This is a genomic window from Stenotrophomonas sp. LST15-1-1.1 (assembly GCF_040815575.1).
Classification (GTDB): Bacteria; Pseudomonadota; Gammaproteobacteria; order Xanthomonadales; family Xanthomonadaceae; genus Stenotrophomonas; species Stenotrophomonas lactitubi_B.
The window spans coordinates 293,517-318,968 of the sequence record NZ_JBFPNJ010000030.1 but is presented as its reverse complement, the minus strand read 5'-3'; the positions used below and the strand labels follow the sequence as shown (position 1 = coordinate 318,968).

The window sequence follows — 25,452 nt, the reverse complement described above, 5'->3', positions numbered from 1 at the left end:
GCGGGAGGGCGCAGATGATCACACGACGACACTTCCTGGCCGGTGGCGCTGCTGCGCTGGCCACCCCGATGCTCGCGGCCTGTGGCCGTGGGCCCGCCGATGCCATCGACGGTGGCCAGCTGCTGACGGCCACCGACGTGCATGTGGCCGACTACCCCACCGTGACCGCGGTGAAGTGGATCGGCGAAACGCTGCAGCGCGAAAGCAACGGTCGCCTGCGCCTGCGGCAGTACCATTCCGGCCAGCTCGGTCGCGAATCGGAAGCGATCGACATGGCCCGTTTCGGTGCCATCGACATCACCCGCGTGTATGCCGGTGCGCTGAACAACGCATTTCCGCTGACCCAGGCACTGTGCCTGCCGTATGTATTCGAGTCGGTGGCGCACCAGCGCGCCGCACTCGATGGCGGCATCGCCGAGGCGGTGCTGCGGGGTTTCGAGAGCCGTGACCTGGTCGGCCTGGCGATCTACGATTCCGGCGCGCGCTGCTTCTACAACACCAAGCATCCCATCGTGCAGCCCGGTGATCTGCACGGGCTGAAACTGCGCGTGGCGTCCTCGGACATCTTCATCCAGCTGATGCGCCTGCTCGGCGCCAACCCGACGCCGATGTCGCTGGGCGATACGTTCTCCGGCATGGAGACGCACATGATCGACGGCGCCGAGAACAACATGCGCAGCTTCCATTCCAGCCGGCATTTCGAGGCCGCGCATTACTGGTCGCAGAGCGATCACTCGTATGCACCGGACGTGCTGCTGATGTCGCGCGCCAGCTTCGAGCGCCTGCAGCCGGCCGACCGCCAGCTGCTGCTGGAGACCGCACGCGCTTCGGTGAAGGTGATGCGCGAGCAATGGGATGCGTCTGAAGATGCTGCGCGCCGCGCGGTGCTGGCCTCTGGCGTGAAAGCCAACGAGGTGGACCTTCCCGCGTTCCGCGCTGCCGCCCAGCCGCTGCTGCAGCAGTACCTGCAGCAGCCCGAACTGGCCGCGCTGGTCAACCGCATCCACGCCGCCGCCTGAGGACACTGCCATGACCGAGACGACGATTCCCGCCGCGGGCCCCGGCCAGCGCCTGCTGGACCGCATCGCCGACATCGCCATCTACTTCGCCGTGACTGCGCTGCTGGGGCTGGTGGTGGTGCAGGGCTGGCAGGTGTTCGCCCGCTACGTGATCAACGATTCGCCCAGCTGGACCGAGCCGGTGACCCTGCTGCTGCTGGCCACGGCGATGAGCCTGGGCGCGGCCTGCGGCGTGCACACCAACCGCCACTTCGGCTTCTTCCTGCTGCACGCCTACATGGGTGCTGGTCTGCGCCGGGCCGTGGATGTATTCACCCAGCTGGTGGTGGCCGTGCTGGGCGGCTTCATCGCGTTCTGGTCGGCCGACCTGCTGCTCGATGGCATGGACATCAAGACCGCAGGCGCCAACCTGCCGCAAAGCATCAACTACCTGCCGCTGGCCGTGGGCGGTGCGCTGATGCTGCTGTTCGCACTGAACCGTGCGTGGAAGGCGCTGCATGCCACGGCAGCTGACGCCGACGCTGCCGACGCTGAAGGAGATCGTTGATCCATGGGTATCACCATCCTGTTCTCTGTTTTCGCCGCGCTGCTGCTGCTGGGCGTGCCGGTGGCCTACGCGCTGGCCGCCGCCGCGCTGGCTACCCTGCTCTACCTGGACATTCCCAGCATCGTGCTGGTCCAGCAGATTTCCGCCGGCACCGGTTCGGCCTCGCTGATCGCCATTCCACTGTTCATCTTCGCCGGCGAGATCATGATGCGCGGCGGCATCTCCGAACGCCTGATCGCCCTGGCTTCATCGCTGGTGGGGCGCATGCGTGGCGGCCTGGGCCAGGTGTCGATCCTGTCCTCGCTGTTCTTCGGCGGTGTGTCCGGCTCGGCCATCGCCGATGTCTCGGCCGTGGGCGGCACGATGATTCCGCAGATGGTCAAGCGCGGCTACGACCGCGATTTCGCGGTGAACGTCAGCATCACCGCCGCGCTGGTGGCGCTGCTGGTGCCGCCGTCGCACAACCTGATCCTGTTCTCGGCCGCTGCCGGTGGTGGCCTGTCGATCGCCGATCTGTTCGCCGCAGGCATCGTGCCGGCGCTGCTGATGACGCTGGCATTGATGATCACCGGCTATGTGGTCGCGCGTCGCCGTGGTTATGGCGTGGAAGTGTTCCCGGGCTGGCGCGCAGTACTGCTGCGCATCGTCTCCGCCCTGCCCGGTCTCGGCCTGGTGGCGCTGATTTTCGTCGGTATCCGCGCCGGCATCTTTACCGCGGTGGAGAGCGCGGCCATCGCCGTGGTCTACGCCCTGCTGGTCACCACTGTGCTGTACCGGCAGCTGCGCTGGCGCGAGTTCTTCGACACCGTGATCCATGCCGCGCGCAGCACCGGCGTGATCCTGTTCGTGATCGCCACTGCGGCAGTGTTCGGCTGGCTGCTGGCCTACCTGCAGGTGCCTGCGGCGGCCGTGGACTTCCTGCAGTCGTTCGCGCACAGCCAGTTCATGGTGCTGCTGATGATCGTGGTGATGCTGTTGCTGCTGGGCACCTTCATGGACCTGGCACCGATGATCCTGATCTGCACGCCGATCTTCCTGCCGGTGGCCAAGGCCTATGGCATCGATCCGATCCACTTCGGCCTGGTGCTGGTGCTGACCGGTGGCCTTGGCCTGGTCACCCCACCGGTGGGCTCGGTGCTGTTCATCGGCACTGCCATTGGCAAGATCAGCGTCGGCCAGAGCATGCGCACGATCTGGCCGTTCTGGTTCGCCGCGTTGGGCGTGCTGCTGATCGTCACCTTCTTCCCGTCGCTGTCGCTGTGGCTGCCCACCGCGCTGCGCGCCTGATGACCGGAGCCGATCCCATGACACAGACGCTGCACCGCGCAGCTGCAACCGCCCTGCTCGGCCTGCTGCTGGCCGCGTTGCCCGCACTGGCTGCCGATCCCGCGCCCGCGCAATGGAAGCGCGGCATCGAGCAGCAGCGTCAGGCTGACCTCGGCGATGGCACCTTCCTGAATCCGGTGCTGGCTGGTGACAGGCCCGATCCGTCGGTGCTGAAGGACGGCGAGGACTACTACCTCACCCTGTCTTCGTTCGACGCCTACCCCGGCCTGCCGATCTGGCACTCGCGCGACCTGGTCAACTGGCAGCCGCTCGGTCATGCGATCACGCAGAACGTGGGCGCGATCTGGGCGCCGGACATCGTCAAGCACCAGGGCCGCTACTTCATCTACTTCCCGGCACGCACCGGTGAGCGCCGCAGCAACTTCGTGGTCTGGGCCGATGACATCACCGGCCCCTGGAGCGCACCGATCGACATCGGCCTGGGCGGCTACATCGACCCCGGCCACGCGGTGGGTGAAGACGGCAAGCGCTACCTGTTCCTCAGCGGTGGCGACTACGTGCAGCTGGCCGATGATGGCCTGAGCGTGGCGGGTACGCCGAAGCATGTGTACGACGGCTGGCGCTACCCGGAAAGCTGGGACGTGGAGGCCTATGCGCAGGAAGGCCCGAAGATCCATTTCCGCGATGGCTGGTACTACATGACCACTGCGGTGGGCGGCACTGCCGGCCCACCGACCGGGCACATGGTGATCACCGCGCGCTCGCGCTCGATCCACGGCCCGTGGGTGAACGCGCCGAACAACCCGATCATGCGCACGCAGTCGGCCGCCGAACCGTGGTGGTCGCGGGGTCATGCCACGGTGATCGAAGGCACCGACGGACGCTGGTGGATGATGTACCACGGCTACGAGAACGGCTTCTGGACGCTGGGCCGGCAGGCCCTGCTGGAGCCGATCGAGTGGACCGCCGATGGCTGGTTCGTGGCCAAGGGCGGGGACCTCGGGCAGCCGCTGCGCAAGCCATCGGGCAGCGCGCTGACGCCGCACGGGATGGCCCTGTCCGATGATTTCAACGGCCGCACGCTCGGCCCGCAGTGGGCGTTCTTCAACCCGGCGGTGGATGAATACCGGCGCCTGCGCTTCAGCGGCGACGGCCTGGTGCTGCAGGGCAAGGGCAGCACGCCGCGCGATGCCTCGCCGCTGACCACCATCGCCGGCGACCCGGCCTACCAGTTCGAGGTGGAGATGGAGATCGCCCCCGGCGCGGTCGGCGGTGCCCTGCTGTTCTACAGCGACCGCCTGTACGTGGGCGTGGGCAGCAATGGCGAGCAGTTCGTCATGCACCGCTATGGCGAGGAGCGCCCCACCCGGCTGGCGGCCAGTGCCAAGGGCGGCCGGCTCTGGCTGCGGGTGACCAACAACCGCCACATCGTCACCATCCACTCCAGCGCCGATGGCCAGCGCTGGCAGAAGTATCCGGTTCAGATGGAAGTGTCCGGTTACCATCACAATGTGGCCGGCAGGTTCCTGGCACTGAAACCGGCGCTGTATGCGGCCGGCAACGGTGCGGTAACCTTCCGCAGCTTCCGCTATCGCGCGCTGGACTGAGCGCGCGCTGGAATCCCCAGGCTTATCGGGTTCACTACATGTCAGTGCGCAACAAGAACGATGCCGCTACGCCGGCATTGGCAAAGGGCAAGGCAGCCACGATCAACGACATCGCGCGACTGTCGGGTGTATCCAAGAAAACGGTTTCAAGGATCATCAACAACTCGCCGCTGGTGCGCAAGGACACGCGCGACAAGGTGGAAGCGTTGATGCGCGAGGTCGGTTACACCCCCGACCCGCTGGCCCGTGGCCTGGCCTTCCGCCGCTCGTTCCTGATCGGCATGGTCTACGACAACCCCACCGCGCAGTACATCGTGGACATGCAGTACGGCGCACTGGATGCGCTGCGCGGCTCCAGCTTCGAACTGGTCGTGCACCCCTGCGACAGCCGCAGCCCGGGTTACATCGACGGCGTGCGCCGTTTCGCCCAGCAGCAGAAGCTGCATGGGGTGATCCTGGTGCCGCGTGCATCCGAAGACCAGGCGCTGGCGGACATGCTGGACGAGATCGGCTGCCGCTTCACCCGCGTGGCGGCGCTGCCGCTGGATGAAACCTCGCAGATGGTGGTCACCCACGACCGCGACGGTGCCGCCGAAGCGGCCGATTACCTGCTTTCGCTGGGCCACCGCGATATCGCCCTGGTAACCGGCCCGAGTGCCTACCGCTCGGCGCACGAACGCACCGCCGGCTTCATCGAGGCGCTGTCGCAGCGTGGCATCGAGCTGCCGAAGGATCGCATCATCGAGGCCGGCTACACCTTCGAATCCGGTGTGGCCGCCGCCGAGAAACTGCTGCTGGGCAAGCGTCGGCCGACCGCCATCTTCACCGGCAACGATGAAATGGCCGCCGGCATCTACAAGGTTGCACTGCGCGCGGGCATTAACATTCCGCGCCAGCTGTCCATCGTCGGCTACGACGACAGCCCGCTGGCCTCGCGCCTGTGGCCGTCGCTGACCTCGGTGCGCCGGCATACCCGCGATACCGGCCGCACCGCAGCGGCGATGCTGATCCAGCCCGAAGGCCAGCCTGCGCTGCAGATCGCCAGCGTGCGTCCGCACCTGATCGTGCGCGATTCCTGCCAACCGCCGGAGGACTGATTCCGAAGGAATCAGTCGTGTAGGTCGCCAGCTTGCTCGCGACGCGTCCAAAGGGATCAATCCGGTAGGTCACGACCTTTGGTCGTGACACTCCACCCGCCCCACCCCGCCGAAGCCGCCTGACCGGTATCGTGCGGCGCAAAATGACACCGGTTTCCTGTCTGGCTAGAATCGACCGTGAACCGTGCCGGGGCCGAACCATCGGCCCGCCCCCTGCTCTGGAGAAGCCATGTACTGCAAGACCCATTACGCCACTCATCCCGATGCCATCAAGGGCGCCAGCAACGATCAGCTGCGCGAGCTGTACCTGCTCGATGGCCTGTTCAACGCCGATGCGGTGACCCTGAAGTACACCCACTACGAGCGCTTCGTGCTGGGGGGCGCCGCGCCGGTCAACGGCCCGCTGGCCCTGCCCGCGCAGACCGAACCGGCCTCGGCCGCCGGCCATCCGTTCCTGGAGCGCCGAGAGCTGGGCATCATCAACGTCGGCAGCGGCACCGGTACGGTCACCGTCGATGGCACCGTGTACACGCTGGGGCCGAAGGATGGCCTGTACGTGGCGATGGGCAGCAAGGACGTCGTCTTCGCTTCGCAGGATGCGGCCAACCCGGCGCAGTTCTACCTGGCCTCGACCCCGGCCCATGCGCGCTTTGAAACCAAGCAGCTGTCGATCAAGGACGCGGTGGCACTGGATCGTGGCGCGCTGGAAACCAGCAACGAACGCACCATCTACCAGTACATCGTGCCGGCCACCTGCCAGTCCTCGCAGCTGCTGCTGGGCCTGACCGTGCTCAAGCCTGGCAGCGTGTGGAACACCATGCCGCCGCACCTGCACGACCGCCGCAGCGAGGTCTACTTCTACTTCGACCTGGGCGACAGCGACCGCGTCTACCACTTCATGGGCGAGCCGGACGCACAGCGCCACATCGTCATCCAGAACAACGAAGCGGTGGTATCGCCGCCGTGGTCGATCCACATGGGTGCCGGTACCAGCAACTACGCCTTCATCTGGGCGATGGGTGGCGAGAACCTGGACTACACCGACATGCACGTGCTGGACATCTGCCAGCTCAAGTAAGCGCTGACGGGCCACCGCGCACGGCGTGCGGTGGCCGCTTGCCTGCATCACGCACGCCTCTACCAAGGAACGCATACGCAATGACCAATCCCTTCAGCCTGGATGGAAAAGTCGCTCTGGTAACCGGTGGCAACACCGGCCTGGGCCAGGGCATCGCGGTGGCACTGGCCGCCGCCGGCGCCGATGTCGCCGTGGCCGGCATCGCTCCGCCGACCGAAACCATCGAAAAGATCACCGCACTGGGCCGCCGCTGCCTGGCAGTGGAAGCCAACCTGATCAGCATCGAGCCGGTCGAGCGCGTGGTGCGCGAAACCATCGAAGGCCTCGGCAGGCTGGACATCCTGGTCAACAACGCCGGCCTGATCCGTCGTGCCGATGCGGTGGACTTCAGCGAGCAGGACTGGGACGACGTGATGAACGTCAACATCAAGTCGGCATTCTTCATCTCGCAGGCTGCCGGCCGCCATTTCATCGCCCAAGGCAGCGGCAAGATCATCAACATCGCCTCGATGCTGTCGTTCCAGGGCGGCGTCCGCGTGCCGTCGTACACCGCCAGCAAGAGCGGTATCGCCGGCATCACCCGCTTGCTGGCCAACGAGTGGGCCGGCAAGGGCGTGAACATCAACGCCATCGCGCCGGGCTACATGGCCACCGACAACACCGCCGCGCTGCGCGCCGATGCAGACCGCAACAAGGCGATTCTGGAGCGCATTCCGGCCGGCCGCTGGGGCAACCCGGAAGATCTGGCCGGTGCGGCGGTGTTCCTGGCCTCGTCGGCGTCGGACTACGTCAACGGCGCAGTGCTGCCGGTCGATGGTGGTTGGCTGGCGCGCTGAAGCACACCGGTCTGTAGAGCCGAACCATGCTCGGCTGTCGCGCTCTGATCAAAAAACAGCCGAGCGTGGCTCGGCTCTACAGGGGGCTGGCGATGCGAAGGCTGTTGTTGCTGTTGCTGCTGTCGAGCGCCGCCGCGCATGCGGCGCCGGTGCGGTTGTTCATTGCCGGTGACTCCACTGCGGCCGAATACGGGCCCGAGCGTGCGCCGCAGGCGGGGTGGGGCCAGGCGCTGCAGAGCTACCTGGATCCGGCGCGCTTCGAAGTGCGAAACCACGCCAAGGGTGGGCGCAGCACGCGCAGCTTCATCGACGAAGGACGCCTGGATGCCATTGGGCGCGAACTGCGTCGCGGCGATGTGCTGCTGATCCAGTTCGGCCACAACGATGCGAAGTTCGAAGACCGGACGCGTTATACCGATCCGGACAGTGACTACCCGCGGATGCTGATGCGCTACGTGCAGGTGGCGCGTGACAAGGGTGCCACGCCGGTGCTGGTCACGCCGGTGGCACGGTTGCTGTACGACTTCGGTTCGCTGCTGGATACGCACGCGCGTTACACGTTGGCGATGCAGCAACTGGCCACACGCGAGCACGTGGCACTGATCGACCTCAACGACCGCAGCATGCGCTGGATCCGGGCGCTGGGCGAGCAGGGTGCACGCCCGTACTTCCTGTTCGTGCCGGAACAGCACAAGGCCGACGGCACCCACTTCAGCGTGGCCGGCGCCAACGCGGTGGCGTGCCTGGTGCTGCGCGAGGCGGTGCAGGTTCTGCCGGCGCTGCAGCCTGCACTGGTGCGCGATATCGACTGCGATGTAATGGGGGTGGGGCAGGGCGGCGATCCTGCGCGTGCCTCGCAGGTGGTGCACGAAGACACTCTGGCGCGCGCACAACCGGGCCCACATGGCGGCGCCGGGCCGACCACGGCGTACCCGTTCTTCGCCGATGCGCAGGGCCTGCCGTTCGTGCTGCGCAAGCGCGTGCTGCACAAGGGCGCGGGCATCGGCCTGCATCCGCAGCACAAGGATGAGATCTACTACATCGTGAGCGGGCAGGGCAGCTATGTGCTGGACGGAAAACAGCACGACGTGCGTGCGGGGCATGCGTTGCTGACGCGCAAGGGCAGCAGCCATGCGCTGCAGCAGGTGGGTGATGAGGATCTGGTGGTACTGCTGGCGTATCCGCGGTAACTGAAACGCAGCCGAGCGTGCGCTCGGCTCTACAACGGCTCCGGGCCGAAATGCTTCAAACCCAACCGGGCCAAGTCTTCCGGCCGCGCGAAATACGCTTCATCGAAGGCATGCAGTGCCTCCTGCTCCTGCTCGGTCATCGCGCCATACAGGTCGGTCAGTTCCTTGATCGCCGGGTCGTCTTCCAGACGATCCAGCAGCCCGCGCATGCCCGCCAGGATCGCGTGGGTCTGTGTTGCGCTCATCGCCTGCAATGCGCGCAGCGCCAGCTGGCAGGTGGGGTCGCCCCAGTTGCACAGGAACTGCATGAAGCCGCCGTTGTTGATGTCTGCTTCCATCCGCCACAACGCGACCAGCTGCTGGTCTTTGTCAGACAGCGCATCCAACTTCCAGGCATGCGTTTGCAGGCGGGCGAGGGCGGCTTCATAGCGGTCAATCCACACCTGGTTCGGAACATCGACCACGCCGCGCTCCTGCGCCGACAGCAGCGCCGGCCAGTTCACGCCCAGGCCATCGGCGGTGGTGACCCACTGCGCACGTTGTTCGGCATTGGCTTCGAACAGGGCTGGCGCCCAGCGCAATGGCTGCCGGGTGTGGCGGCCATCGGCCAGGGTCAACAGGACGAAGTCGTCGTTGAAGGCAACGTCGGTAACCCGCAGGTCGGTAAACAAATCGGTCATGGCCTGCAGGATACCAGAGGCCTGAACCAGGCCCCTTAAACTTCAAAAGCTGCAGATGCTTTTGAAGTTCAGCCGGACCTCTGCTGCCTACTCACACATCCCCACCATCAGCCCAGCCTTCGCCCGTACCCGCCTGGAACACGCGGTCGTCGGCCTGCACGTCGCCCGCCGGCAGGTGCGCCTGGTCGGCCAGCGCGGCATAGATCGGGGTGAAGTCCGGCGACGTCGCCTGCATCAGCTGCTCGAAGCTGTCGATGACGAAGTAGGTCTTCTGGAAGGTGTCGATGCGGTAGCGCGTGCGCATGATCCGCTGCAGGTCGAAACCGATGCGGTTCGGTGCGGCCGACTCCAGCGAGTACAGCGATTCGCCCTTCGAGGAGACGATGCCGGCACCGTAGATGCGCATGCCTTCGGGCGTGGCGATCAGGCCGAACTCGACCGTGTACCAGTACAGGCGGGTCAGGTTCTGCAGCGCCTCGGGGCCGATCGCGTGCGCTTTGACGCCACCACGGCCGTACGCCTCCATGTAGTTGGCGAACACCGGGTTCATCAGCAGCGGCACGTGGCCGAACAGGTCGTGGAACAGATCCGGTTCGGCGATGTAGTCGATCTGGTCGGGGCGGCGGATCCACCAGGTGACCGGGAAACGGCGGTTGGCCAGGTGATCGAAGAAATCCAGCTCCGGCAGCAGGCCTTCCACGCCCACCAGTGTCCAGCCGGTGGCCGCACCGAGCACTTCGTTGAGCTGGTCGAAGCGCGGGATCATGTGCGCGCTCATGCCCATTTCGTCCTGTGCATCCAGGAATTCCTGGCAGGCGCGGCCGACCAGCAGCTCGCGCTGGCGCTGGTACAGCGTGCTCCAGGTAGCGTGGTCGTCGGCGCTATAGGTGTCCCACGGCTGCTCGACGAGCGCGGTGGTGTACACCGGCACGTAGCCCTTGTCGGTCTGCTGGTGTTCGACGCGGCGGGGCTGGGCGAGGTCCATGGAAGACTCCTTGACGGGATACCGTTGATGCTAGGGCAGGGGGCGCGCAACAGGGTTGCAAAAGTTGCGCGGATCAGCCGCCTTGGCGCAATATCATTGCGTACTCACCATGTTGCGGGGCAACAATGGCCGGAGAAGTCCAGTTCGATCGCACGGATATACGTCTGCTGGCCGAAATTCAGCGTGATGGTCGCGCCACCAACGCCGAGCTGGCGACACGGGTGAACCTGTCGCCGTCGGCCTGCCTGCGTCGCTTGCAGCGGCTGGAAAGCGAAGGGGTGATCGTCGGCTATGGCGCGCGCCTCGAGCCGCGCCGGCTCGGCTTGGGGCTGCAGGCCTTCGTGCGCGTGCAGCTGGAAAAGCATGACCAGGCCGCGATCGGGCACTTCGTCGACAGCGTGCAGGCCTGGGATGAAGTGGTGGCCTGCCACGCCCTGACCGGCGACATGGACTACCTGCTGCATGTCTATGTGCGCGATCTGGAGCACTTCTCGCGTTTCCTGCTGGACAGGCTGCTCAACGCCGGTGGCGTGGCCGACGCCAATTCCAGCTTCGTGCTGCGCACGGTGAAGGGTTTCCAAGCGCTGCCGTTGTCGCAGCTTGAATGAGCGGGACGCCGTGATGTTTGACGGCGCGCGCGCACTGGTCGAGCATCGTGCCCCGCGACGGCCGTCAACACGCAGGCAGCGCAGTGATTCCTTCTGGCTCCGGCATGTCTGATACCCCATCCTCGACGTCTTCCCTGGTGTTCCTTCCGCTGCGCGAGCAGAGCCTGCTGCGGCACCTGACCGACGGTACGCCGCCGGACACCCCGCTGGAGCAGGCCGGCCTGCTGGTGGCCATGCTGTGTCGCCGGCAGAAGCAACCGGCCGCCCAGCTGCAGCGCGTGCTGCACGATGCCTGTGCGTTGTTCGCTGCGGATGATGGCCATGCTGCGCAGGCACAGCTCGCGGCCAGCGCTGGACAGGATGCGCGTGCGCTGGAGGCCTGGCTGGGCGTGCTGGCCGCGCAGGACGTGCTGCTGGCACCGGACGAGGTGATGGAGGCGGTGCTGGCCGTGTCGCCGCACGCATATCCCGGCGCAGACTTCCAGGCGGCCTGCAGTATCACCCTGGAAGAACACACGATCCATTTCCCGGCGACATCGCTCGCCGAAGGCGATGACGAAGACGCCGGCGATGACGAACAGACGACGCACGCGACCCAGCACAACGGCCTGTTCACCTCCGAACAGGCACGCGTGCTGCGCGCGATCGCGGCCAATCCCGATGAGCTGATCGACCTGCAGGCCTATGCCGGCACCGGCAAGGGCCATCTGGTGCTGGCGCTGCTGCAGGCGCGCCCGGGCCGCTACACCTACGTGGCGCCCACGCGTGGCCAGGTCGAGGCATTCCGCGCGCGGCTGCCGGCCGACGCACGCACGCGCCTGCTGACCCAGATCGAGTTCGCCAACACGATCGCCCGCCATGCCGCCGCCAACGGCCTGACCGGCGGCTTCGTACCCACCTACCGGCAGAGCACGCTGACCCTGCGCGAAGCGGCTGCCCGCCTCGGCCTACCGGCGATCGGCGTGCGCCGGCCGGACCAAGTGTTGATGATCGCGCTGGATGCGATCAACCGCTGGTGCGCGTCGTCAGCGCCGAACCTGCAGGCCTGGCATTTCCAGCGCTCGCTGGGGGCAGCGCAGCAGGAAGCCACGCCGTTTGTCGCGGCGGCGGAGTTCGTCTGGCGCTGCATGTTCGATGCGGTGGTGCAGAAGGGGGGGTGCCTGCGGCTGGATGCGGGCCATATCGGTAAATGGCTGGCGCTGCGTGGCGTGCCGCTGCCGGTGTCGCTGGGCATGGTGCTGGTCGATGAGGCGCACGATCTCAGCCCGGCGTGGAAACAGCTGCTGGCCACCCACGCGCCCGGCGTCGTCAGCCTGGGCGATCCGCATCAACGGCTGAGCGGACGGGTACAGCGCTGGTCGTCGGCGAAAACGCTGGAGATGCACCAGTCGGTGCGCCAGGGGCGCCAGGTCGATGCGCTGGTCAACCAGTCGCTGGCGCTGGACGATCTCGGCGAGCCGGCACCGTTCATGGGGGCCAGCGACCGCGCCACCGGCCTGCGCCGCTACGACGACTGGTCGGTGGTGCCCAGCACTGGCGCCCGCCTGTACGGCAGCCTGTGGCGGATGCTGCTGGAAGCCAACGAGTTGGTTGCGCGCGGCGCGCGCGTGCACCTGCATCCGACGTCGCGGCAGGCCCTGCTGAAAGAGGTGGACGGCCCGATCGATGCATGGCGCAGCGCCGCCGGTGGTGGCCCCGGACAACGCTGGGAGAGCTTCGTGCAGGTCTGCGCCAAGCGTGGGCAGGCGGATATCCCCGCGTTGTTTGCCGGCGGCTTCGATGCTGCCGCGTTGCAGCGCCTGCTCGGGCAGCTGGTCGATGCGGGCGAGGCCAGCATCGTGCTGTGCCTGGCCCAGCATGCCAAGAACCTGCAGTTCGCCACGGTGTCCATGGCGCCGTGCTGCTTCGACAGCGGCCATGATGCGCGCGCGCTGCACAGCCCGGTGCGCGCAGCCTACGTCGCGATCACCCGTGCGCAGCAGCAGCTGTGGCTGCCGGGCGACGCGATGGAACAGTTGCAGCTGAGTGCACAGCGGCACGACCGGGCGGTCGATGAGCGGCGCCGGCAGCGACGCCTGGCCAGTGGCTACCCGCCGCCGCGGCGCTGACCGCGGCGGTCGTTCAGGCAGCGCGCTTCAGCACTTTTCCTTGCGGCCCATCAGCTTGCCCAGGCGCGACGGCTCGTCGCACTTCGGTGCAGCCACCGGGGCCGGTGCCAATGCGGCGGCGCGGGCCTTCTGCAGCTGCTGGATCTTGGCGCGGATCTGCGGCATCGCCGCCATCGCGGCCTTCTCGCCTTCCAGGATGGCAGTGCCACGCTGGCTGAAGTCGGCCGCACCGATGTCCAGCACCTTCGGCCGGATCACGATGTCGGCGCGTGCCAGTTCCTGCTCGCCCAGGCGCTGGCCCATGATCGCGATCGACTGGTTGACGATGCCGAGCATGCCGGTCGGCGCCTTGCCGCTGGCCTTGCTGGAGATGTCCACGGCGATCACGAACTCGGCGCCGAGCTGGCGCGCGGCGTCCACCGGCACCGGGCTGACCACGCCGCCGTCGATGTAGTTGCGGCCGCCGATCTTCACCGGTTCGAACACGCCGGGGATGCTGCTCGACGCGCGCACCGCCTGGCCGACGTTGCCGCGCACGAAGATCGAACGCTCGCCGGTTTCCAGCTGGGTGGCGACGGCAGCGAACGGCTTCTTCAGGCGCTCGGCCGGGCGGTTGGCCACCTGTTCGTTGACGTAGTCCTGCAGCTTCTGGCCCTGCACCAGGCCACCGGAGAACAGGCGTACGTCGCGGATGCTGGCTTCATCCAGCGCCACCGCCTTGCTCTGCATCTGGAAGGCGTCCATGCCGCTGGCATACAGGGCGCCGACCACGCTGCCGGCACTGGTGCCGGACACCACCACCGGTTCGAAGCCGTTGGCCTCGAGCATCTTGATCACGCCGATATGCGCAAAGCCCTTGGCCGCGCCGCCGCCGAGTGCGATACCGATCTTCACCGGCTTGGCCTGCGGCACCACGGTCGGCTGCGCGGGCGGGGTGGGGCGGACCTCTTCGCCACCGCAGCCGGCCAGCAGGCCGAGCAGGGCGACGGACAGCAGCACACGGGGGCGGAACAGGCTCATCGGCAGTGCGCTCGCGGCGCCGGATTCAGGAAAGGGCGCCAGCATACCGAAGGCGTGGCGGAGCGGGCAGAGTGGGTCGGCTCCCCATTCATGAAATCACCCGCCGTCCGGCCTCCGGTTCACTCAGCCCAGCAGCGAACTCTCGCCGCGGCTCTTGCCGCCACCCTGCGGCGCGGCCATCCACATGCGGCCGGCCAGGCGCGAGAACGGCAGCGACTGCAGCCAGACCTTGCCCGGCCCGGTCAGGGTGGCCAGGAACACACCCTCGCCACCGAACAGCACGCTTCGGATGCCTTTGACCCGGCGTACGTCCATGTCCACGGTCGGGTGATAGGCGACGATGCAGCCGGTATCGACATCCAGGCGTTCGCCGGCGGCCAGCTCACGCTCGACCACGCAGCCGCCGGCATGGATGAACACCCAGCCGTCGCCCTCCAGCTTCTGCATGATGAAGCCCTCGCCGCCGAACAGGCCGGTCATGATCTTGCGCTGGAACTGCACGCCGATCTGCACGCCGCGCGCGCCGGCCAGGAAGCTGTCCTTCTGGCAGATCAGGCGCCCGCCGTGCTGGTCCAGCTTCATCGCCAGCACGGTGCCGGGATAGGGCGCAGCGAAGGCAACCTTGCCGCGGCCCTGGCCGGTCTGCGTGTAGACGGTGGCAAACAGGCTCTCACCGGTCAGCACGCGCTTGCCGGCGGCCATCACCTTGTCCATGAAACCGTTGCCCTGGCCACCGCGTGCGCCGCCGCCGAAGACGGTATCCATCTGCACCGACGCGTCCTTGAACATCAGCGCGCCGGCCTCGGCCACCGCACCTTCGCCAGGGTCCAGTTCGATTTCCACGAACTGCATTTCATGGCCGACGATGCGGAAGTCGATGCGGTCGGCACGGCTGCCGGTTGATGCTGTTGCGGCTGCGGGCATCGGCGGCGGAACTGCCGTGGCGGTGCTGGCCTGCTGCAGGGCGACGATTTCGGACACCGGTGTCCACCCTGTCATGCCCTGGCACCAGGCCAACGCGCGTGGATTGGCCTGTGCGAAGCGGTGCGCGGCCTCCTCGTCGAACGGACCGACACGGTCGGCCTGGCCGGGAGCATGGAAGTACCACTGGGTCATCGCAGCAGGTCCGTTGCGGGGGAAAACCCCGAGTCTAGCGGCAGCTTCCGGCGGCGCGCGAGGCGGCCATGAACGATCGGCATTTGCGAGGGAGGTGCTGTATTGCAACAATTATCTGGTAGCGCCGTTTTACCACCCCTCCAAACACAGCCTACCGCCATGTCTCCGACCCGTACTTCCCGTGGCCGCTCTCCGGTCGCGCGCCCGCTCGTTGTCGCTCTTTCCGCCCTGCTGCCGCTGGCAGCAGCCGCCCAGGAAACCCCCGCCGCCAAGGATCCGGTCGCCCTCGATGCGCTGCAGGTGACTGCACAGCGTCGCGTCGAGAACGCCAAGGACGTACCGGTTGCGATCAGCGCGATCCAGGGCGAAAAGCTCGACGTGCTCGGTTCGGCGGGCGATGACATCCGCTTCCTTGCTGCGCGCGTGCCGAGCCTCAACATCGAGTCTTCCTACGGCCGTGCCTTCCCGCGCTTCTACATCCGCGGCCTGGGCAACACCGATTTCGACCTCAATGCATCGCAGCCGGTCTCGCTGGTGTACGACGATGTGGTGCAGGAAAGCCCGCTGCTGAAGGGCTTCCCGCTGTTCGACCTGGCCGGTGTGGAAGTGCTGCGCGGTCCGCAGGGCACCCTGTTCGGGCGCAACACCCCGGCCGGCGTGGTCAAGTTCGATTCGGCGCGTCCGTCGCAGGATGCCGATGGTTACGTGCGCGTGGGCTATGGCACCTACAACAGCTGGAACGTGCAGGGTGCCTACGGCGGTCCGCTGACCGACCGTTGGTCCGCACGCGTGTCGGCCATCTACCAGCGTCGTGACGACTGGGTCGACAACACCCGTGCCGGTGCGCCCAACAGCGGCTTCGAAGGCTATGACGAAGCCGCCGGCCGCGTGCAGTTCCTGTACGAAGGCGATGATTTCGAAGCGCTGTTCAACCTGCACAAGCGCAAGCTCAACGGCACCGCCCGCCTGTTCCGCGCCAACATCATCGAGAAGGGCGGCAATGCGCTGGTCGAGAACTTCGACCGCGACAAGGTCGCCAATGACGGCGTCAACTTCTCCGACCTGGAAACCTGGGGTGGCAGCGCGCGCCTGCAGTGGAACCTCGGTTCGGTGACCCTGCATTCGATCACCGGCTATGAGACCGCCGAATCGCTCAACCGCGGCGACATCGATGGTGGCTACGGCGCTGCGTTCCTGGGTGCAGGCAATTCCGGCCCCGGCCTGATCCCGTTCCCGTCCGAGTCGGCCGACGGCCTGCCGCACCACCGCCAGTGGACCCAGGAATTCCGCGTGGAATCCAACGAATGGGGCCGCTTCGACTGGCAGGCCGGCGTCTTCTACTTCGATGAAGACGTCACCATCAACAACTTCAACTACGACTCGCTGACGCCGGGCAACCCGCAGACCGGCCACGTCGTGCAGCAGCAGCGCAACAAGGCGTGGGCGGTGTTCGCCTCGGGCGACTTCGATGTCACCGACCGCTTCAAGCTGCGTGCCGGCGTGCGCTACACGCAGGACAAGAAGGACTTCAGCGCCAGCGTGCTGCAGCAGACGCCGGGCGGCACGCCGGTCAGCGGCCCGTACCTGGCCAACACCGACGTCAACGACGTCAGCTGGGATGTCAGCGGCGTGTACAAGCTGACCGACAACGTCAATGCCTATGCCCGCGTGGCCAAGGGCTTCCGCGCGCCGTCGATCCAGGGCCGCCTGGCATTCGCGCCGGGCCTGTCGCAGGCCGATTCGGAGAAAGTGATCTCCTACGAAGCCGGCATCAAGGCCGATCTGTTCGAGCGTCGCGCACGCCTGGGCTTCAGCGTGTTCCGCTACGACGTGGACGGCCAGCAGCTGATCGCCGTCGGCGGCGGCAACAACACCGCCACCCTGCTCAACGCCGACAAGACCATCGGCCAGGGCGTGGAGCTGGACCTGGAGGCCTACCTGGCCGACAACGTCCTGCTGACCTTCGGCAGCAGCTACAACGACACCGAGATCAAGGACAAGAACCTGGCGGTGGCGGTCTGTGGCGGCGGCTGCACCATCACCGACCCGACCACGATCATCAATGGTGGCACCTACGCGCTGGTCAACGGCAATCCGCTGCCGCAGGCGCCGAAGTGGATCCACAACGCGACCCTGCGCGTGGGCTTCCCGCTCAGCGATGGCAGCGAGCTGTATGCCTACACCGACTGGGCCTACCGCAGCGCGGTCAACTTCTTCATCTACGAGTCGCCGGAGTTCCGCGGCCGCAGCTCGCTGGAGGGGGGCCTGCGCCTGGGCTACAACTGGGATTACGGCCAGTACGACGTGGCCGTGTTCGGCCGCAACCTGACCAACCAGACCCGCGTGGTCGGCGCGATCGACTTCAACAACCTGACCGGCTTCCTCAACGAGCCGCGTACCTGGGGCGTGGAGTTCACCGCAAAGTTCTGATGCGGTTGCTGCGGTAATGCAATGAAGAAGGGCCGGCGCAATGCCGGCCCTTCTGTTTTCTGCTTCCTGTAGAGCCGAGCCTGCGCTCGGCTGCTCTGAGCCGAGCATGGCTCGGCTCTACAGAGGCATGGCTTACAGCGCGCTCTGCGGGCGCACCTTCAGCACCGCGTTCTCGGTGGCGCAGTCGCGGCTGGAGTGCAGGCCTGCCTTGCGTGCGGCAGCGATTTCCCTGCGTGCCGCCAGCAGATCCTTGTTGAACGCGGCATTGTCATGCAGGCGGGCGACGGCGGCCGCAGCCATGAAACGGCCTTCGAGGATGTCGCTCTGCCAGTGCACGTTGCACACCAGGCGGCTCTCGCCGTAGTTGCGGCCGCGGGCCTGGATGGCATCGGCGCGGTCCGGTGCGATCTCCGACAGGATCAATGCCCATGCCCAGCCGATCGAGGTGTGGCCGGACGGGTAGGAGCCGTTGCTGCGCAGACCCTCTTCATCCTTCGGCGAGCAGGTCGGCTCGCCGTTGACCATGAACGGACGCGGGCGCTTGTACGTGTTCTTGGCAGCCTTGGTAGCCGCACTGGCATCGATCCGGCTGCGCTCCAGCAGGCGGTACAGCGCCGGAGTCTTCACTGCATCGACGTCGATGTCGGCGGCACAGGAAAAGTGGTTGGCGCCTTCCGGGAAGCCCAGTTCGGCATCGACACCGGCCTGGGCGAAGCGCGGGCTGCCGCGCAGCGCACGTGCCTCGCGGCTGACCTGTTCATCCAGCGCGAAGGCGGCCGAGCCGGCGGCCGGTGGTGCCGGTACCAGATCGATGCTGGCCGGCACTGCGCTCTTGTCCAGGTAACCCACGGCCTTGGTGGTGATGTTGGCTTCGACGGCGGTCGGCTTGCTGGCGGTGGCGGCACAGCCGGCCAGCGACAGCGCGATGGCCAGGCCCAGCAGTGGACGGGCAGGGGGAAGGATCGACGACATGGGCAGACTCGGGGAGGAAACTCGCCGGCCATGATCGCAGCCTCGATTGCCGGCCGCAGCGCCCATCGGTCAAACGGCCAGACCCGGCATGGTCAGTCGCTGGGCGATGAAAACCGTCATCAAATGCCGGCAATCTCCTGAATCCGGGCGCAGCGCACGGACTTTCACGCGACGCCGCCATGAGCATCAGGTCACAGCCGGGCCGGGGGGATCCGCTGAAAGGGAGAGAAGCGATGCGCAGCACCGCAACAGGAAGTACCGTCCTGGCCTTGGCACTGGGGCTGGCGGCCGCCCCGGCGCAGGCCGCCGACGTCTACGGCGTGGCCTTCGTGCATGGCACCGGCGCGCAGACCAATGCCACGCAGGACTACTGGCAGCCGGCGATCATCGACACCGTCCGCCAGGGCCTGCCGAACAGCAGCAACTACGTGGTCATCAACTGCGATTTCACCCAGTACATGTGGAAGCCGGAAGCGGCCGGTTGCCTGGCCAACCAGCTCACCGGCTTCATCGACAGCCGTGGCATCACGCAGCTGGTGGTGATCACCCATTCCAACGGCGGCAACGTGATGCGCTGGATCCTGTCCAACCCCACCTACGACAGCCGCTACCCGAAGATCATCAACCGGCTGCGCAAGGTCACCGCGCTGGCGCCCTCGTCGGCAGGTACGCCGCTGGCCGACGCCGTGCTCAACGGCAACACCTTCGAAACGTCGCTGGGCTGGTTGCTGGGCTACAAGAATGATGCCGTGCGCATGCAGCAGGTGGGACACATGGCCACCTACAACGCGCAGAACCTGTATGGCACCGCCGGCCGCCCGGCCCTGCCCAAGCCGTTCCGCGCAGTGGTTGGCAGCGATGTCGAATCGGCGGTGTGGGACAGCAACAGCTACTGCGGTGGCTATGCCGCCAACGTCGGCCTGGAGTTCACCCAGAACTGGCTGTCGTCGTGCTCGGACGGTTTCCTGGAATGCAGCAGCCAGAAGGCGGCCGGCACCCTGTGGTTCACCGACAAGGCGCGCACCCAGGGCGCCGAGCCGCTCAGCCACAACCAGAGCCGCCGAGAGTGCTTCGGCCTCGGCAGCATCCTGCGCAACGACCTGACCCAGTGAGGGAGATGACCATGACGATCCATTCCACCCTGCTGGCTGCCGCCGTGCTGGCGGTCCTTTCCACCGCATCGGCGCAGGCCGCGCAGCCGCTGCGCGTCGCCGCTGGCGACCAGATTCCCGCCGGCCTGGTTGCCGCGCCGCTGCCGGCCGATGAAAGCGAACACGCGCCGCTGGCGTTCGCCTGGGCGCTGGACCCGGCGCAGCTACTGCAGGCCCCCGGCCCCCAGGCCGCGATCAGCCGCAGCTACTGGCAGCAGGTCGACGGTGCCGAGCTGCAGCGCGGCCTGGAACTGCCGCTGAGCGCACCGGATGCGGTGATCCAGCTCAGCCCGGCGCCGGGTGCCCGCGCGCTGCCGGCCAGCGCACTGCAGGTGCGTGATCCGGCGGGGCGCAGCAGCATCGCGCGCAGTGTCGATGCACGCCAGCTGCAGGATGCGGGCATGCCGGTCAGCGATGGCAGCAGCATGCTGCGCACCGGTGCCACCAGCGCAGCCGGTGCTTACCGCCTGCAGAGCGCGCAGGCGCAGGGCCGCTACGTGGTGCAGGTGCTGGAGCCCAACAGCCCGCTGCGGTTGGAAGTGCAGGCCAGCCAGACGCAGGTGCTGGCCGGTGGCAACGTGCAGCTGCAGGCACGGCTGCTGGAAGACGGTGTCAGCGCGGCGGCGTTGCGCACACGACGCGGCAGCCTCGGCGGTGAAGCACTGCTGGTCGCACCCGATGGCCGCAGCTGGCCGCAGCGGCTGCTGCGCACCACCGATGGCAGCCTGCGCGCACAGGTGAGGATTCCGGCCGAGGCCAGCAACGCACAGGGTTTGTGGGAACTGCAGGTGTTCGCCCAGGCCGACGGCGTGCTGCGCGATGGCAAGGTTGCCTTCGCGGTGGCCAGGCCGACCGCCCGCTTCGCTGGCGAGGCCATGCCTGATCCGGCCAGCCGCCGGGTCAGCCTGCCGTTGCAGGTGGCCGCCGCCGGCCGCTACGAGGCGCGCGGCACGCTGTATGCCACCGCAGCCAACGGCCAGTTGCAGCCGGTGGCGCAGGCCCATGCCGCAGCGTGGTTCGATGGCCCGGGCCGCGGCGCGCTGGTGCTGCCGTTCGACCAGGCCGCGTTGCCTGCCGGCTTCGGTGCGCCGTATGAACTGCGCGACCTGCAGCTGCAGGACCAGAGCCGGATGGCACCGATCGAGTCGCGCGCGCTGGCGTTGCGGTTTTGAAGCAGGGCGTGGCGGGCCGGATGTCCGGCCCGCCACCGATGCGCTGTCACCCCGCGTAGGCGGTCAGCCGTCCTTCCTGTTCCACCACCGTGATCGCTCCGCCGAACACGGCCGACAGCGGTTCGTCGCGCAGCAGTTCGGCGCGCGCGCCATCGGCCACCACGCGGCCGTCGCGCAGCAGCACCACCCGCTCGATCTCGGGAATCACTTCCTCGATGTGATGGGTGACCAGCACCAGGGTGATGCCCTGCTGCGCAAGCACGCGCATGGTGGCGATCAACTGCTGGCGGGCCACCAGGTCCAGCCCGGTGGAGGGTTCATCCAGCAGCAGCGCCTGCGGCCGGTTGACCAGCGCACGGGCGATCAGCACGCGGCGGGTCTCACCGGCCGACAATTCGGCGTAGGCACGCTCACGCAGGCCCGACGCACCGGTCATGGCCAGGGTCTCGCCCACACGCCCGCGCATGTCGGCGGTCACCTCGCGGAAGGCCGGCACCATGTAGCTGGCGAAGAACCCCGACAGCACTGCCTGTTCCACCGTCAGCCCCGGCATGTCGGCCAGGTTGCTGCTGAGGTCGCCAGTGACGATGCCCAGCTGCGAACGCAGACGGTCGACCTGCCAGCGGTTCTGCCCCAGCACCTTCACCGCCACCGTGCCGTCGGCCTGCGCCAGCGGGTACAGCTCGCGGGTGATCAGCTTGATGAAGGTGGACTTGCCACAGCCATTGGGGCCGAGCAGGGCGGTGTGCTGGCCCTGCGCGATGCGCAGGCTCAGCCCGTGCAGGACCTTCACCTGGCCGCGCATCACGCTGGCGCGGTCCAGTTCGATCAAGGGCGGCAGGTCCCCGGCGGATGGGGCAGGGTCTACGGCGCGGATGCGCGGATCAAGGCTCGACAACACGGGTCCCCAACTGTGAACGAAGCCACGGAATGGCGCTGCCAATCCAGCGGTGCAAGGTGCAGTTTGCAACGCAAGCGCCCATGATGTCTTCCACACCTGTGTCGCTCTGGAGAGCCGCCATGCCTGATGCCCTGATGTCCCTGCTGACCGGTGGCGTGCTGGGCCTGGGCTGGTGGCAGCTGGCCCTGGTGCTGCTGGTCTTCACCCAGCTCACGATCTTCTCGGTCACCCTCTACCTGCACCGCAGCCAGGCGCATCGGGGCGTGGACTTCCACCCGGTGGTCGCGCACTTCTTCCGCTTCTGGACCTGGCTGACCACCTCGATGATCACCAAGGAATGGGTGGCGATCCATCGCAAGCACCACGCCAAGGTGGAAACCGAGGACGACCCGCACAGCCCGGTCACCCGTGGCATCGGCCAGGTGTTCTGGCGCGGCGTGGAGCTCTACCGCGAAGCACGCGGCATGCGCGAGGACATCGAACAGTACGGGCGCGGCACGCCGGACGACGCGATCGAGCGCCGCCTGTACACCCCCTATGCCACCTTCGGCCCGGTGCTGCTGTTTGCGATCAACACGGTGCTGTTCGGCCTGCCGGGCATCGCCCTGTGGGCGATCCAGATGGCGTGGATTCCGTTCTGGGCCGCCGGCGTGGTCAATGGCCTGGGCCACTGGTGGGGCTACCGCAACTACGAGTCGGCCGACACCTCCACCAACCTGACGCCGTGGGCGTTCTGGATTGGCGGCGAGGAACTGCACAACAACCACCATGCGTTCCCCAGCTCGGCGCGCTTTGCGATGCGGCGCTGGGAGTTCGACATCGGTTGGAGCGCGATCCGCCTGCTGCAGGCTCTGCGCCTGGCCAAGGTATTGCGGGTGGCGCCGGCCATGGACGTGCGCCCGAACATCGCCGTGCCCGACGCCGACACGCTGAAAGCCCTGTTGTCGCATCGTTTCCAGGCGATGACCGACTACCAGCGCAACGTGTTCATGCCGGCATTGCGCGAGGAAGCACGGTACGCCGGTGCCAAGCTGCGCCGGTTGCTGCCGCGCCGGCTGCGCCGTGGCCTGGTCAACGACGGCCGCTGGTTGAAGCCGGACAGCCGCGCGCAGCTCAGCGAATGGGTCGCCCAGCGCCCGCGCATCCGTACCCTGGTGGAATACCGCGCGCGCCTGGCAACGCTGCTGGAAGCGCGTGGCCACGATGCCGCCGAGCGTCTGCGCCAACTGCAGGCCTGGTGCCGCGAGGCCGAGGAAAGCGGCATTGCCGCGCTGCAGGCCTATGCCGCGCGGCTGAAGGGTTACACCCTGGTGGGCGGATGAGGGCTGCGCTGACGGTGTTGTTGCTGGTCGCGGTGTGGGCGCCTGCCGTGCAGGCCCAGGTCAGCGACACCGCCAGCTACCTGCAGCGCATGGACAGCGACGGCGACGGCAAGGTCAGTGAAGCCGAGTACCTGCAGTGGATGCTGTACGCCTTTGATCGCATGGATCGCAACGGCGATGGCGTGCTGAGTGCCGACGAGCTGCCCGGCGGCAAGGGCAGGGCCATCACCCGCGAACAGCAGCGGCAGACCATCGTGCAGCGTTTCCACAAGCAGGACGCCAACGGCGATGGGTTCCTGGATGCGCGCGAACTGGCTGCACCACCACGCTGAGCGGCGCCAGTCGTAGCGTGTCCGGCTAAAGTTCGTCGGCGCGCTGCCGATGGTCTCTACGACTCGAACCCGGCGTACCGGTCGATCAGCAGAGACAGTGCGGGCTTGGCATGTCGACCGTGATGGAACGCGGTTGTGGGGACATGGAGGTTGGAGCAGTGCCGTTGCGATGATCGCTGCGCGTTGGGATCGCCCGCACTGACCTGACCGAAGCCCAAGACCCCCCAATGAAAGCGAAACCTACCCTTCTCACCGCCATTCTGCTTGGCGGCGTCGCCTGGTCTGCACCGGCACCGGCACTGGCCGACGAGCCGGCGATAGCCGTGGCGGCCGACGCCGAACCGCAGCAGGCCTCGGATACCGCACCGGCAGCACCTGCCTGGGAGCATCGGGTTCCGACCAGTACCAAACTGGAGACCAATGCCGATGGCCAGCCGATCGGCGACCGGACGCTGCGTCTGGTGCAGCGTTCCACCACCGGCAAGGTCATCGCCGCACAGGCTGCCGTATCGCTGTTCGCCGGTGTCATAGGCGGCAGCGGCTTCAGGAAGGACCAGCTGAAAGGCACCCGCGTGGACGCCGTGCCGAACCCGGCCTTCAGTTCGATGGAGCAGCAGGCACGTGCGGCCCTGGCGGCCTACTTCAGCGCCCATCCTGGCGCCATTCCCGAGCAGTCGCGGCCGGTGCAGGTCACCGTGGGGGACTTCACCCTGATCTACAAGGAGCTCGGCAATGCCGGGACCGAATACGAACTGCGCCAGAACGTCGACCTGGGCTTTCCATACCGACGCAAGCTGCCGACCATGCGCCTGACCGGTGGCGAAGGCGCGCATTGCCGCATTGCCGAACCGGTCTCGGCGTCGCTGGAAGCGTGGCAGGCCGATGACTACGCGTTGGCCCGGCAGACTGCCGAGCGCTACGCCGAAGCGTGCGTGGCCAGCTTCGCCGCCACACTGCCGACCCTGTTCCCGGACGGCACCCCGGCGGCGACCGTGACGCCGCCGCAAGAGGCTCCCGACGCGGCCTCGGCCGCAGTGGGCCAGGACGCCTGAGGGCGGCACACCGCCGGGGTGCGCGTTGCACCCAGGCGGTGGTGGCCGCGCTGCCCGCAGGGCAGGAGGGCATAGAATCGTCCCATGCCCGAACTGCCCGAAGTAGAAACCACCCGCCGCGGCCTGGCGCCGCACCTGCAGGGCCGCCGCGTGCACGGGGTGATCCTGCGCCGTGCCGATCTGCGCTGGCCGATCCCGCCGGAAGTGGCCGAGCTGCTGCCCGGCCAGCGCATCGAAGACGTGCGCCGCCGCGCGAAGTACCTGCTGCTGGATACCGCCATCGGCAGCGCTGTGCTGCACCTGGGCATGTCCGGCAGTCTGCGCGTGCTGCCCGGCGACACCCCGCTGCGCGCCCACGACCATGTGGATATCAGCCTGGACAACGGCCGCCTGCTGCGTTTCAACGACCCGCGCCGCTTCGGCAGCCTGCTCTGGCAGCCGGCCGGCGAGATCCATCCGTTGCTGCAGGGGCTGGGCCCGGAACCGCTGGATGACGCCTTCGACGGCGACTACCTGTTTGCCCGCAGCCGGGGCCGCAGCGCGCCGGTGAAGACCTTCCTGATGGACCAGGCAGTCGTGGTCGGCGTGGGCAACATCTACGCGGCCGAAAGCCTGTTCAAGGCCGGTATCAGTCCGTTGCGCGAGGCCGGCAAGGTCACCCGCGAGCGCTACCGGCGGCTGGCCACGGCGGTGAAGGAAACGCTGGACTACGCCATCACCCGCGGTGGCACCACCCTGCGCGATTTCATCAGCCCCGATGGGGCGCCCGGCTACTTCGAGCAGGAGCTGCTGGTGTACGGCCGCGATGGACTGCCGTGCCCCAGCTGCGGCCGCCCGCTCAAGCACGCGATGATCGGCCAGCGCGCAAGCGTGTGGTGCAGCCGCTGCCAGCGCTGAACGTCTTCATGCGCTGCACACGCGCAGCGCTATAGTCCAGCCGAC

The 25,452-nt window shown here is 67.4% G+C and carries 23 protein-coding genes; 17 read left to right on the top strand and 6 right to left on the bottom strand.

Annotation, left to right across the window (positions count from 1 at the left end; all coding sequences use genetic code 11):
• Positions 1-14 precede the first annotated feature (14 nt).
• The 8 genes from MRBLST15_RS16275 (at position 15) to MRBLST15_RS16240 (ending at position 8,661) form a co-directional block, all read left to right on the top strand.
• The gene (locus MRBLST15_RS16275) at positions 15-1,019 is read left to right on the top strand and encodes a TRAP transporter substrate-binding protein (protein WP_265951064.1); all 1,005 of its coding nucleotides are present in this window, start codon (positions 15-17) and stop codon (positions 1,017-1,019) included.
• 10 nt (positions 1,020-1,029) lie between these two features.
• Positions 1,030-1,566: a TRAP transporter small permease gene (locus MRBLST15_RS16270; protein ID WP_367786780.1), complete on the top strand. Its 537-nt coding sequence runs from the start codon at positions 1,030-1,032 to the stop codon at positions 1,564-1,566.
• Between the two features lie 3 nt (positions 1,567-1,569).
• Positions 1,570-2,853: a TRAP transporter large permease gene (locus MRBLST15_RS16265; protein ID WP_265951066.1), complete on the top strand. Its 1,284-nt coding sequence runs from the start codon at positions 1,570-1,572 to the stop codon at positions 2,851-2,853.
• Between the two features lie 17 nt (positions 2,854-2,870).
• A complete protein-coding gene (locus MRBLST15_RS16260) occupies positions 2,871-4,460 on the top strand; it encodes a family 43 glycosylhydrolase (RefSeq protein ID WP_367786778.1) in 1,590 nt (529 codons plus the stop codon).
• 38 nt (positions 4,461-4,498) lie between these two features.
• The gene (locus MRBLST15_RS16255) at positions 4,499-5,557 is read left to right on the top strand and encodes a LacI family DNA-binding transcriptional regulator (RefSeq protein ID WP_025875485.1); all 1,059 of its coding nucleotides are present in this window, start codon (positions 4,499-4,501) and stop codon (positions 5,555-5,557) included.
• Positions 5,558-5,786: 229 nt separating this feature from the next.
• A complete protein-coding gene (gene kduI / locus MRBLST15_RS16250) occupies positions 5,787-6,635 on the top strand; it encodes a 5-dehydro-4-deoxy-D-glucuronate isomerase (RefSeq protein ID WP_089241851.1) in 849 nt (282 codons plus the stop codon).
• 80 nt (positions 6,636-6,715) lie between these two features.
• Positions 6,716-7,471, top strand: a complete 756-nt coding sequence (kduD, locus tag MRBLST15_RS16245) for a 2-dehydro-3-deoxy-D-gluconate 5-dehydrogenase KduD (protein ID WP_367786775.1) — start codon at positions 6,716-6,718, stop codon at positions 7,469-7,471.
• A 92-nt stretch (positions 7,472-7,563) separates the two neighbouring features.
• Positions 7,564-8,661 (top strand): GDSL-type esterase/lipase family protein, encoded by a 1,098-nt coding sequence (locus MRBLST15_RS16240; RefSeq protein ID WP_367786773.1) that lies wholly within the window; start codon positions 7,564-7,566, stop codon positions 8,659-8,661.
• Positions 8,662-8,690: 29 nt separating this feature from the next.
• Here the strand turns inward: MRBLST15_RS16240 and MRBLST15_RS16235 are convergent, their stop codons facing one another.
• Together MRBLST15_RS16235 and phhA are read right to left on the bottom strand one after the other, a co-directional pair.
• Positions 8,691-9,341, bottom strand: a complete 651-nt coding sequence (locus MRBLST15_RS16235) for a DMP19 family protein (RefSeq protein ID WP_367786771.1) — start codon at positions 9,339-9,341, stop codon at positions 8,691-8,693.
• A gap of 91 nt (positions 9,342-9,432) precedes the next feature.
• Positions 9,433-10,326, bottom strand: a complete 894-nt coding sequence (gene phhA, locus MRBLST15_RS16230; protein WP_367786769.1) for a phenylalanine 4-monooxygenase — start codon at positions 10,324-10,326, stop codon at positions 9,433-9,435.
• Positions 10,327-10,451: 125 nt separating this feature from the next.
• Between phhA and MRBLST15_RS16225 the strand changes: the two genes are divergently transcribed.
• On the top strand, positions 10,452-10,934 hold the full coding sequence (locus MRBLST15_RS16225) for an Lrp/AsnC family transcriptional regulator (protein WP_025875473.1): 483 nt from the start codon (positions 10,452-10,454) through the stop codon (positions 10,932-10,934).
• A gap of 104 nt (positions 10,935-11,038) precedes the next feature.
• Positions 11,039-13,042: a hypothetical protein gene (locus MRBLST15_RS16220; protein ID WP_367786767.1), complete on the top strand. Its 2,004-nt coding sequence runs from the start codon at positions 11,039-11,041 to the stop codon at positions 13,040-13,042.
• 27 nt (positions 13,043-13,069) lie between these two features.
• On the opposite strand, the gene MRBLST15_RS16215 is transcribed toward MRBLST15_RS16220, so the two are convergent.
• Together MRBLST15_RS16215 and MRBLST15_RS16210 are read right to left on the bottom strand one after the other, a co-directional pair.
• Positions 13,070-14,062, bottom strand: coding sequence for a patatin-like phospholipase family protein (locus tag MRBLST15_RS16215; protein WP_265951075.1), 993 nt, complete (start codon positions 14,060-14,062; stop codon positions 13,070-13,072).
• Positions 14,063-14,185: 123 nt separating this feature from the next.
• Positions 14,186-15,178 carry a TIGR00266 family protein gene (locus tag MRBLST15_RS16210; RefSeq protein WP_367786765.1) on the bottom strand — a complete coding sequence of 331 codons (993 nt, stop codon included), beginning with the start codon at positions 15,176-15,178 and terminating at the stop codon, positions 14,186-14,188.
• A 159-nt stretch (positions 15,179-15,337) separates the two neighbouring features.
• Between MRBLST15_RS16210 and MRBLST15_RS16205 the strand changes: the two genes are divergently transcribed.
• Complete coding sequence (locus MRBLST15_RS16205) at positions 15,338-17,608, top strand: TonB-dependent receptor (RefSeq protein ID WP_312705396.1); 2,271 nt, start codon at positions 15,338-15,340, stop codon at positions 17,606-17,608.
• Between the two features lie 132 nt (positions 17,609-17,740).
• Here the strand turns inward: MRBLST15_RS16205 and MRBLST15_RS16200 are convergent, their stop codons facing one another.
• Positions 17,741-18,580 (bottom strand): acid phosphatase, encoded by an 840-nt coding sequence (locus tag MRBLST15_RS16200; protein WP_205404645.1) that lies wholly within the window; start codon positions 18,578-18,580, stop codon positions 17,741-17,743.
• Positions 18,581-18,813: 233 nt separating this feature from the next.
• On the opposite strand from MRBLST15_RS16200, the gene MRBLST15_RS16195 reads away from it, so the two are divergent.
• On the top strand, positions 18,814-19,692 hold the full coding sequence (locus tag MRBLST15_RS16195; protein ID WP_265951078.1) for a hypothetical protein: 879 nt from the start codon (positions 18,814-18,816) through the stop codon (positions 19,690-19,692).
• A gap of 11 nt (positions 19,693-19,703) precedes the next feature.
• A complete protein-coding gene (locus tag MRBLST15_RS16190; protein ID WP_367786762.1) occupies positions 19,704-20,903 on the top strand; it encodes a DUF4785 domain-containing protein in 1,200 nt (399 codons plus the stop codon).
• A 46-nt stretch (positions 20,904-20,949) separates the two neighbouring features.
• On the opposite strand, the gene MRBLST15_RS16185 is transcribed toward MRBLST15_RS16190, so the two are convergent.
• Complete coding sequence (locus tag MRBLST15_RS16185) at positions 20,950-21,708, bottom strand: ABC transporter ATP-binding protein (RefSeq protein WP_243379997.1); 759 nt, start codon at positions 21,706-21,708, stop codon at positions 20,950-20,952.
• 215 nt (positions 21,709-21,923) lie between these two features.
• On the opposite strand from MRBLST15_RS16185, the gene MRBLST15_RS16180 reads away from it, so the two are divergent.
• The 4 genes from MRBLST15_RS16180 (at position 21,924) to mutM (ending at position 25,407) form a co-directional block, all read left to right on the top strand.
• Positions 21,924-23,126 (top strand): DesA family fatty acid desaturase, encoded by a 1,203-nt coding sequence (locus MRBLST15_RS16180; RefSeq protein ID WP_099819458.1) that lies wholly within the window; start codon positions 21,924-21,926, stop codon positions 23,124-23,126.
• Positions 23,123-23,458, top strand: coding sequence for an EF-hand domain-containing protein (locus MRBLST15_RS16175; RefSeq protein WP_100461743.1), 336 nt, complete (start codon positions 23,123-23,125; stop codon positions 23,456-23,458). The genes MRBLST15_RS16180 and MRBLST15_RS16175 overlap by 4 nt, the downstream gene beginning before the upstream one ends.
• Before the next feature lie 227 nt (positions 23,459-23,685).
• Positions 23,686-24,510, top strand: a complete 825-nt coding sequence (locus MRBLST15_RS16170) for a hypothetical protein (protein ID WP_367786760.1) — start codon at positions 23,686-23,688, stop codon at positions 24,508-24,510.
• A gap of 84 nt (positions 24,511-24,594) precedes the next feature.
• Positions 24,595-25,407: a bifunctional DNA-formamidopyrimidine glycosylase/DNA-(apurinic or apyrimidinic site) lyase gene (gene mutM / locus MRBLST15_RS16165; RefSeq protein ID WP_089241821.1), complete on the top strand. Its 813-nt coding sequence runs from the start codon at positions 24,595-24,597 to the stop codon at positions 25,405-25,407.
• Positions 25,408-25,452 lie beyond the last annotated feature (45 nt).

What these genes read in the sequence shown, in the direction of transcription:
- MRBLST15_RS16275 (WP_265951064.1), top strand. Translation starts at nt 15, where the DNA reads ATGATCACACGACGACACTTCCTGGCCGGTGGCGCTGCTGCGCTGGCC.
- MRBLST15_RS16270 (WP_367786780.1), top strand. Translation starts at nt 1,030, where the DNA reads ATGACCGAGACGACGATTCCCGCCGCGGGCCCCGGCCAGCGCCTGCTG.
- MRBLST15_RS16265 (WP_265951066.1), top strand. Translation starts at nt 1,570, where the DNA reads ATGGGTATCACCATCCTGTTCTCTGTTTTCGCCGCGCTGCTGCTGCTG.
- MRBLST15_RS16260 (WP_367786778.1), top strand. Translation starts at nt 2,871, where the DNA reads ATGACACAGACGCTGCACCGCGCAGCTGCAACCGCCCTGCTCGGCCTG.
- MRBLST15_RS16255 (WP_025875485.1), top strand. Translation starts at nt 4,499, where the DNA reads ATGTCAGTGCGCAACAAGAACGATGCCGCTACGCCGGCATTGGCAAAG.
- kduI (WP_089241851.1), top strand. Translation starts at nt 5,787, where the DNA reads ATGTACTGCAAGACCCATTACGCCACTCATCCCGATGCCATCAAGGGC.
- kduD (WP_367786775.1), top strand. Translation starts at nt 6,716, where the DNA reads ATGACCAATCCCTTCAGCCTGGATGGAAAAGTCGCTCTGGTAACCGGT.
- MRBLST15_RS16240 (WP_367786773.1), top strand. Translation starts at nt 7,564, where the DNA reads ATGCGAAGGCTGTTGTTGCTGTTGCTGCTGTCGAGCGCCGCCGCGCAT.
- MRBLST15_RS16235 (WP_367786771.1), bottom strand. Translation starts at nt 9,341, where the DNA reads ATGACCGATTTGTTTACCGACCTGCGGGTTACCGACGTTGCCTTCAAC.
- phhA (WP_367786769.1), bottom strand. Translation starts at nt 10,326, where the DNA reads ATGGACCTCGCCCAGCCCCGCCGCGTCGAACACCAGCAGACCGACAAG.
- MRBLST15_RS16225 (WP_025875473.1), top strand. Translation starts at nt 10,452, where the DNA reads ATGGCCGGAGAAGTCCAGTTCGATCGCACGGATATACGTCTGCTGGCC.
- MRBLST15_RS16220 (WP_367786767.1), top strand. Translation starts at nt 11,039, where the DNA reads ATGTCTGATACCCCATCCTCGACGTCTTCCCTGGTGTTCCTTCCGCTG.
- MRBLST15_RS16215 (WP_265951075.1), bottom strand. Translation starts at nt 14,062, where the DNA reads ATGAGCCTGTTCCGCCCCCGTGTGCTGCTGTCCGTCGCCCTGCTCGGC.
- MRBLST15_RS16210 (WP_367786765.1), bottom strand. Translation starts at nt 15,178, where the DNA reads ATGACCCAGTGGTACTTCCATGCTCCCGGCCAGGCCGACCGTGTCGGT.
- MRBLST15_RS16205 (WP_312705396.1), top strand. Translation starts at nt 15,338, where the DNA reads ATGTCTCCGACCCGTACTTCCCGTGGCCGCTCTCCGGTCGCGCGCCCG.
- MRBLST15_RS16200 (WP_205404645.1), bottom strand. Translation starts at nt 18,580, where the DNA reads ATGTCGTCGATCCTTCCCCCTGCCCGTCCACTGCTGGGCCTGGCCATC.
- MRBLST15_RS16195 (WP_265951078.1), top strand. Translation starts at nt 18,814, where the DNA reads ATGCGCAGCACCGCAACAGGAAGTACCGTCCTGGCCTTGGCACTGGGG.
- MRBLST15_RS16190 (WP_367786762.1), top strand. Translation starts at nt 19,704, where the DNA reads ATGACGATCCATTCCACCCTGCTGGCTGCCGCCGTGCTGGCGGTCCTT.
- MRBLST15_RS16185 (WP_243379997.1), bottom strand. Translation starts at nt 21,708, where the DNA reads ATGCGCGGCCAGGTGAAGGTCCTGCACGGGCTGAGCCTGCGCATCGCG.
- MRBLST15_RS16180 (WP_099819458.1), top strand. Translation starts at nt 21,924, where the DNA reads ATGCCTGATGCCCTGATGTCCCTGCTGACCGGTGGCGTGCTGGGCCTG.
- MRBLST15_RS16175 (WP_100461743.1), top strand. Translation starts at nt 23,123, where the DNA reads ATGAGGGCTGCGCTGACGGTGTTGTTGCTGGTCGCGGTGTGGGCGCCT.
- MRBLST15_RS16170 (WP_367786760.1), top strand. Translation starts at nt 23,686, where the DNA reads ATGAAAGCGAAACCTACCCTTCTCACCGCCATTCTGCTTGGCGGCGTC.
- mutM (WP_089241821.1), top strand. Translation starts at nt 24,595, where the DNA reads ATGCCCGAACTGCCCGAAGTAGAAACCACCCGCCGCGGCCTGGCGCCG.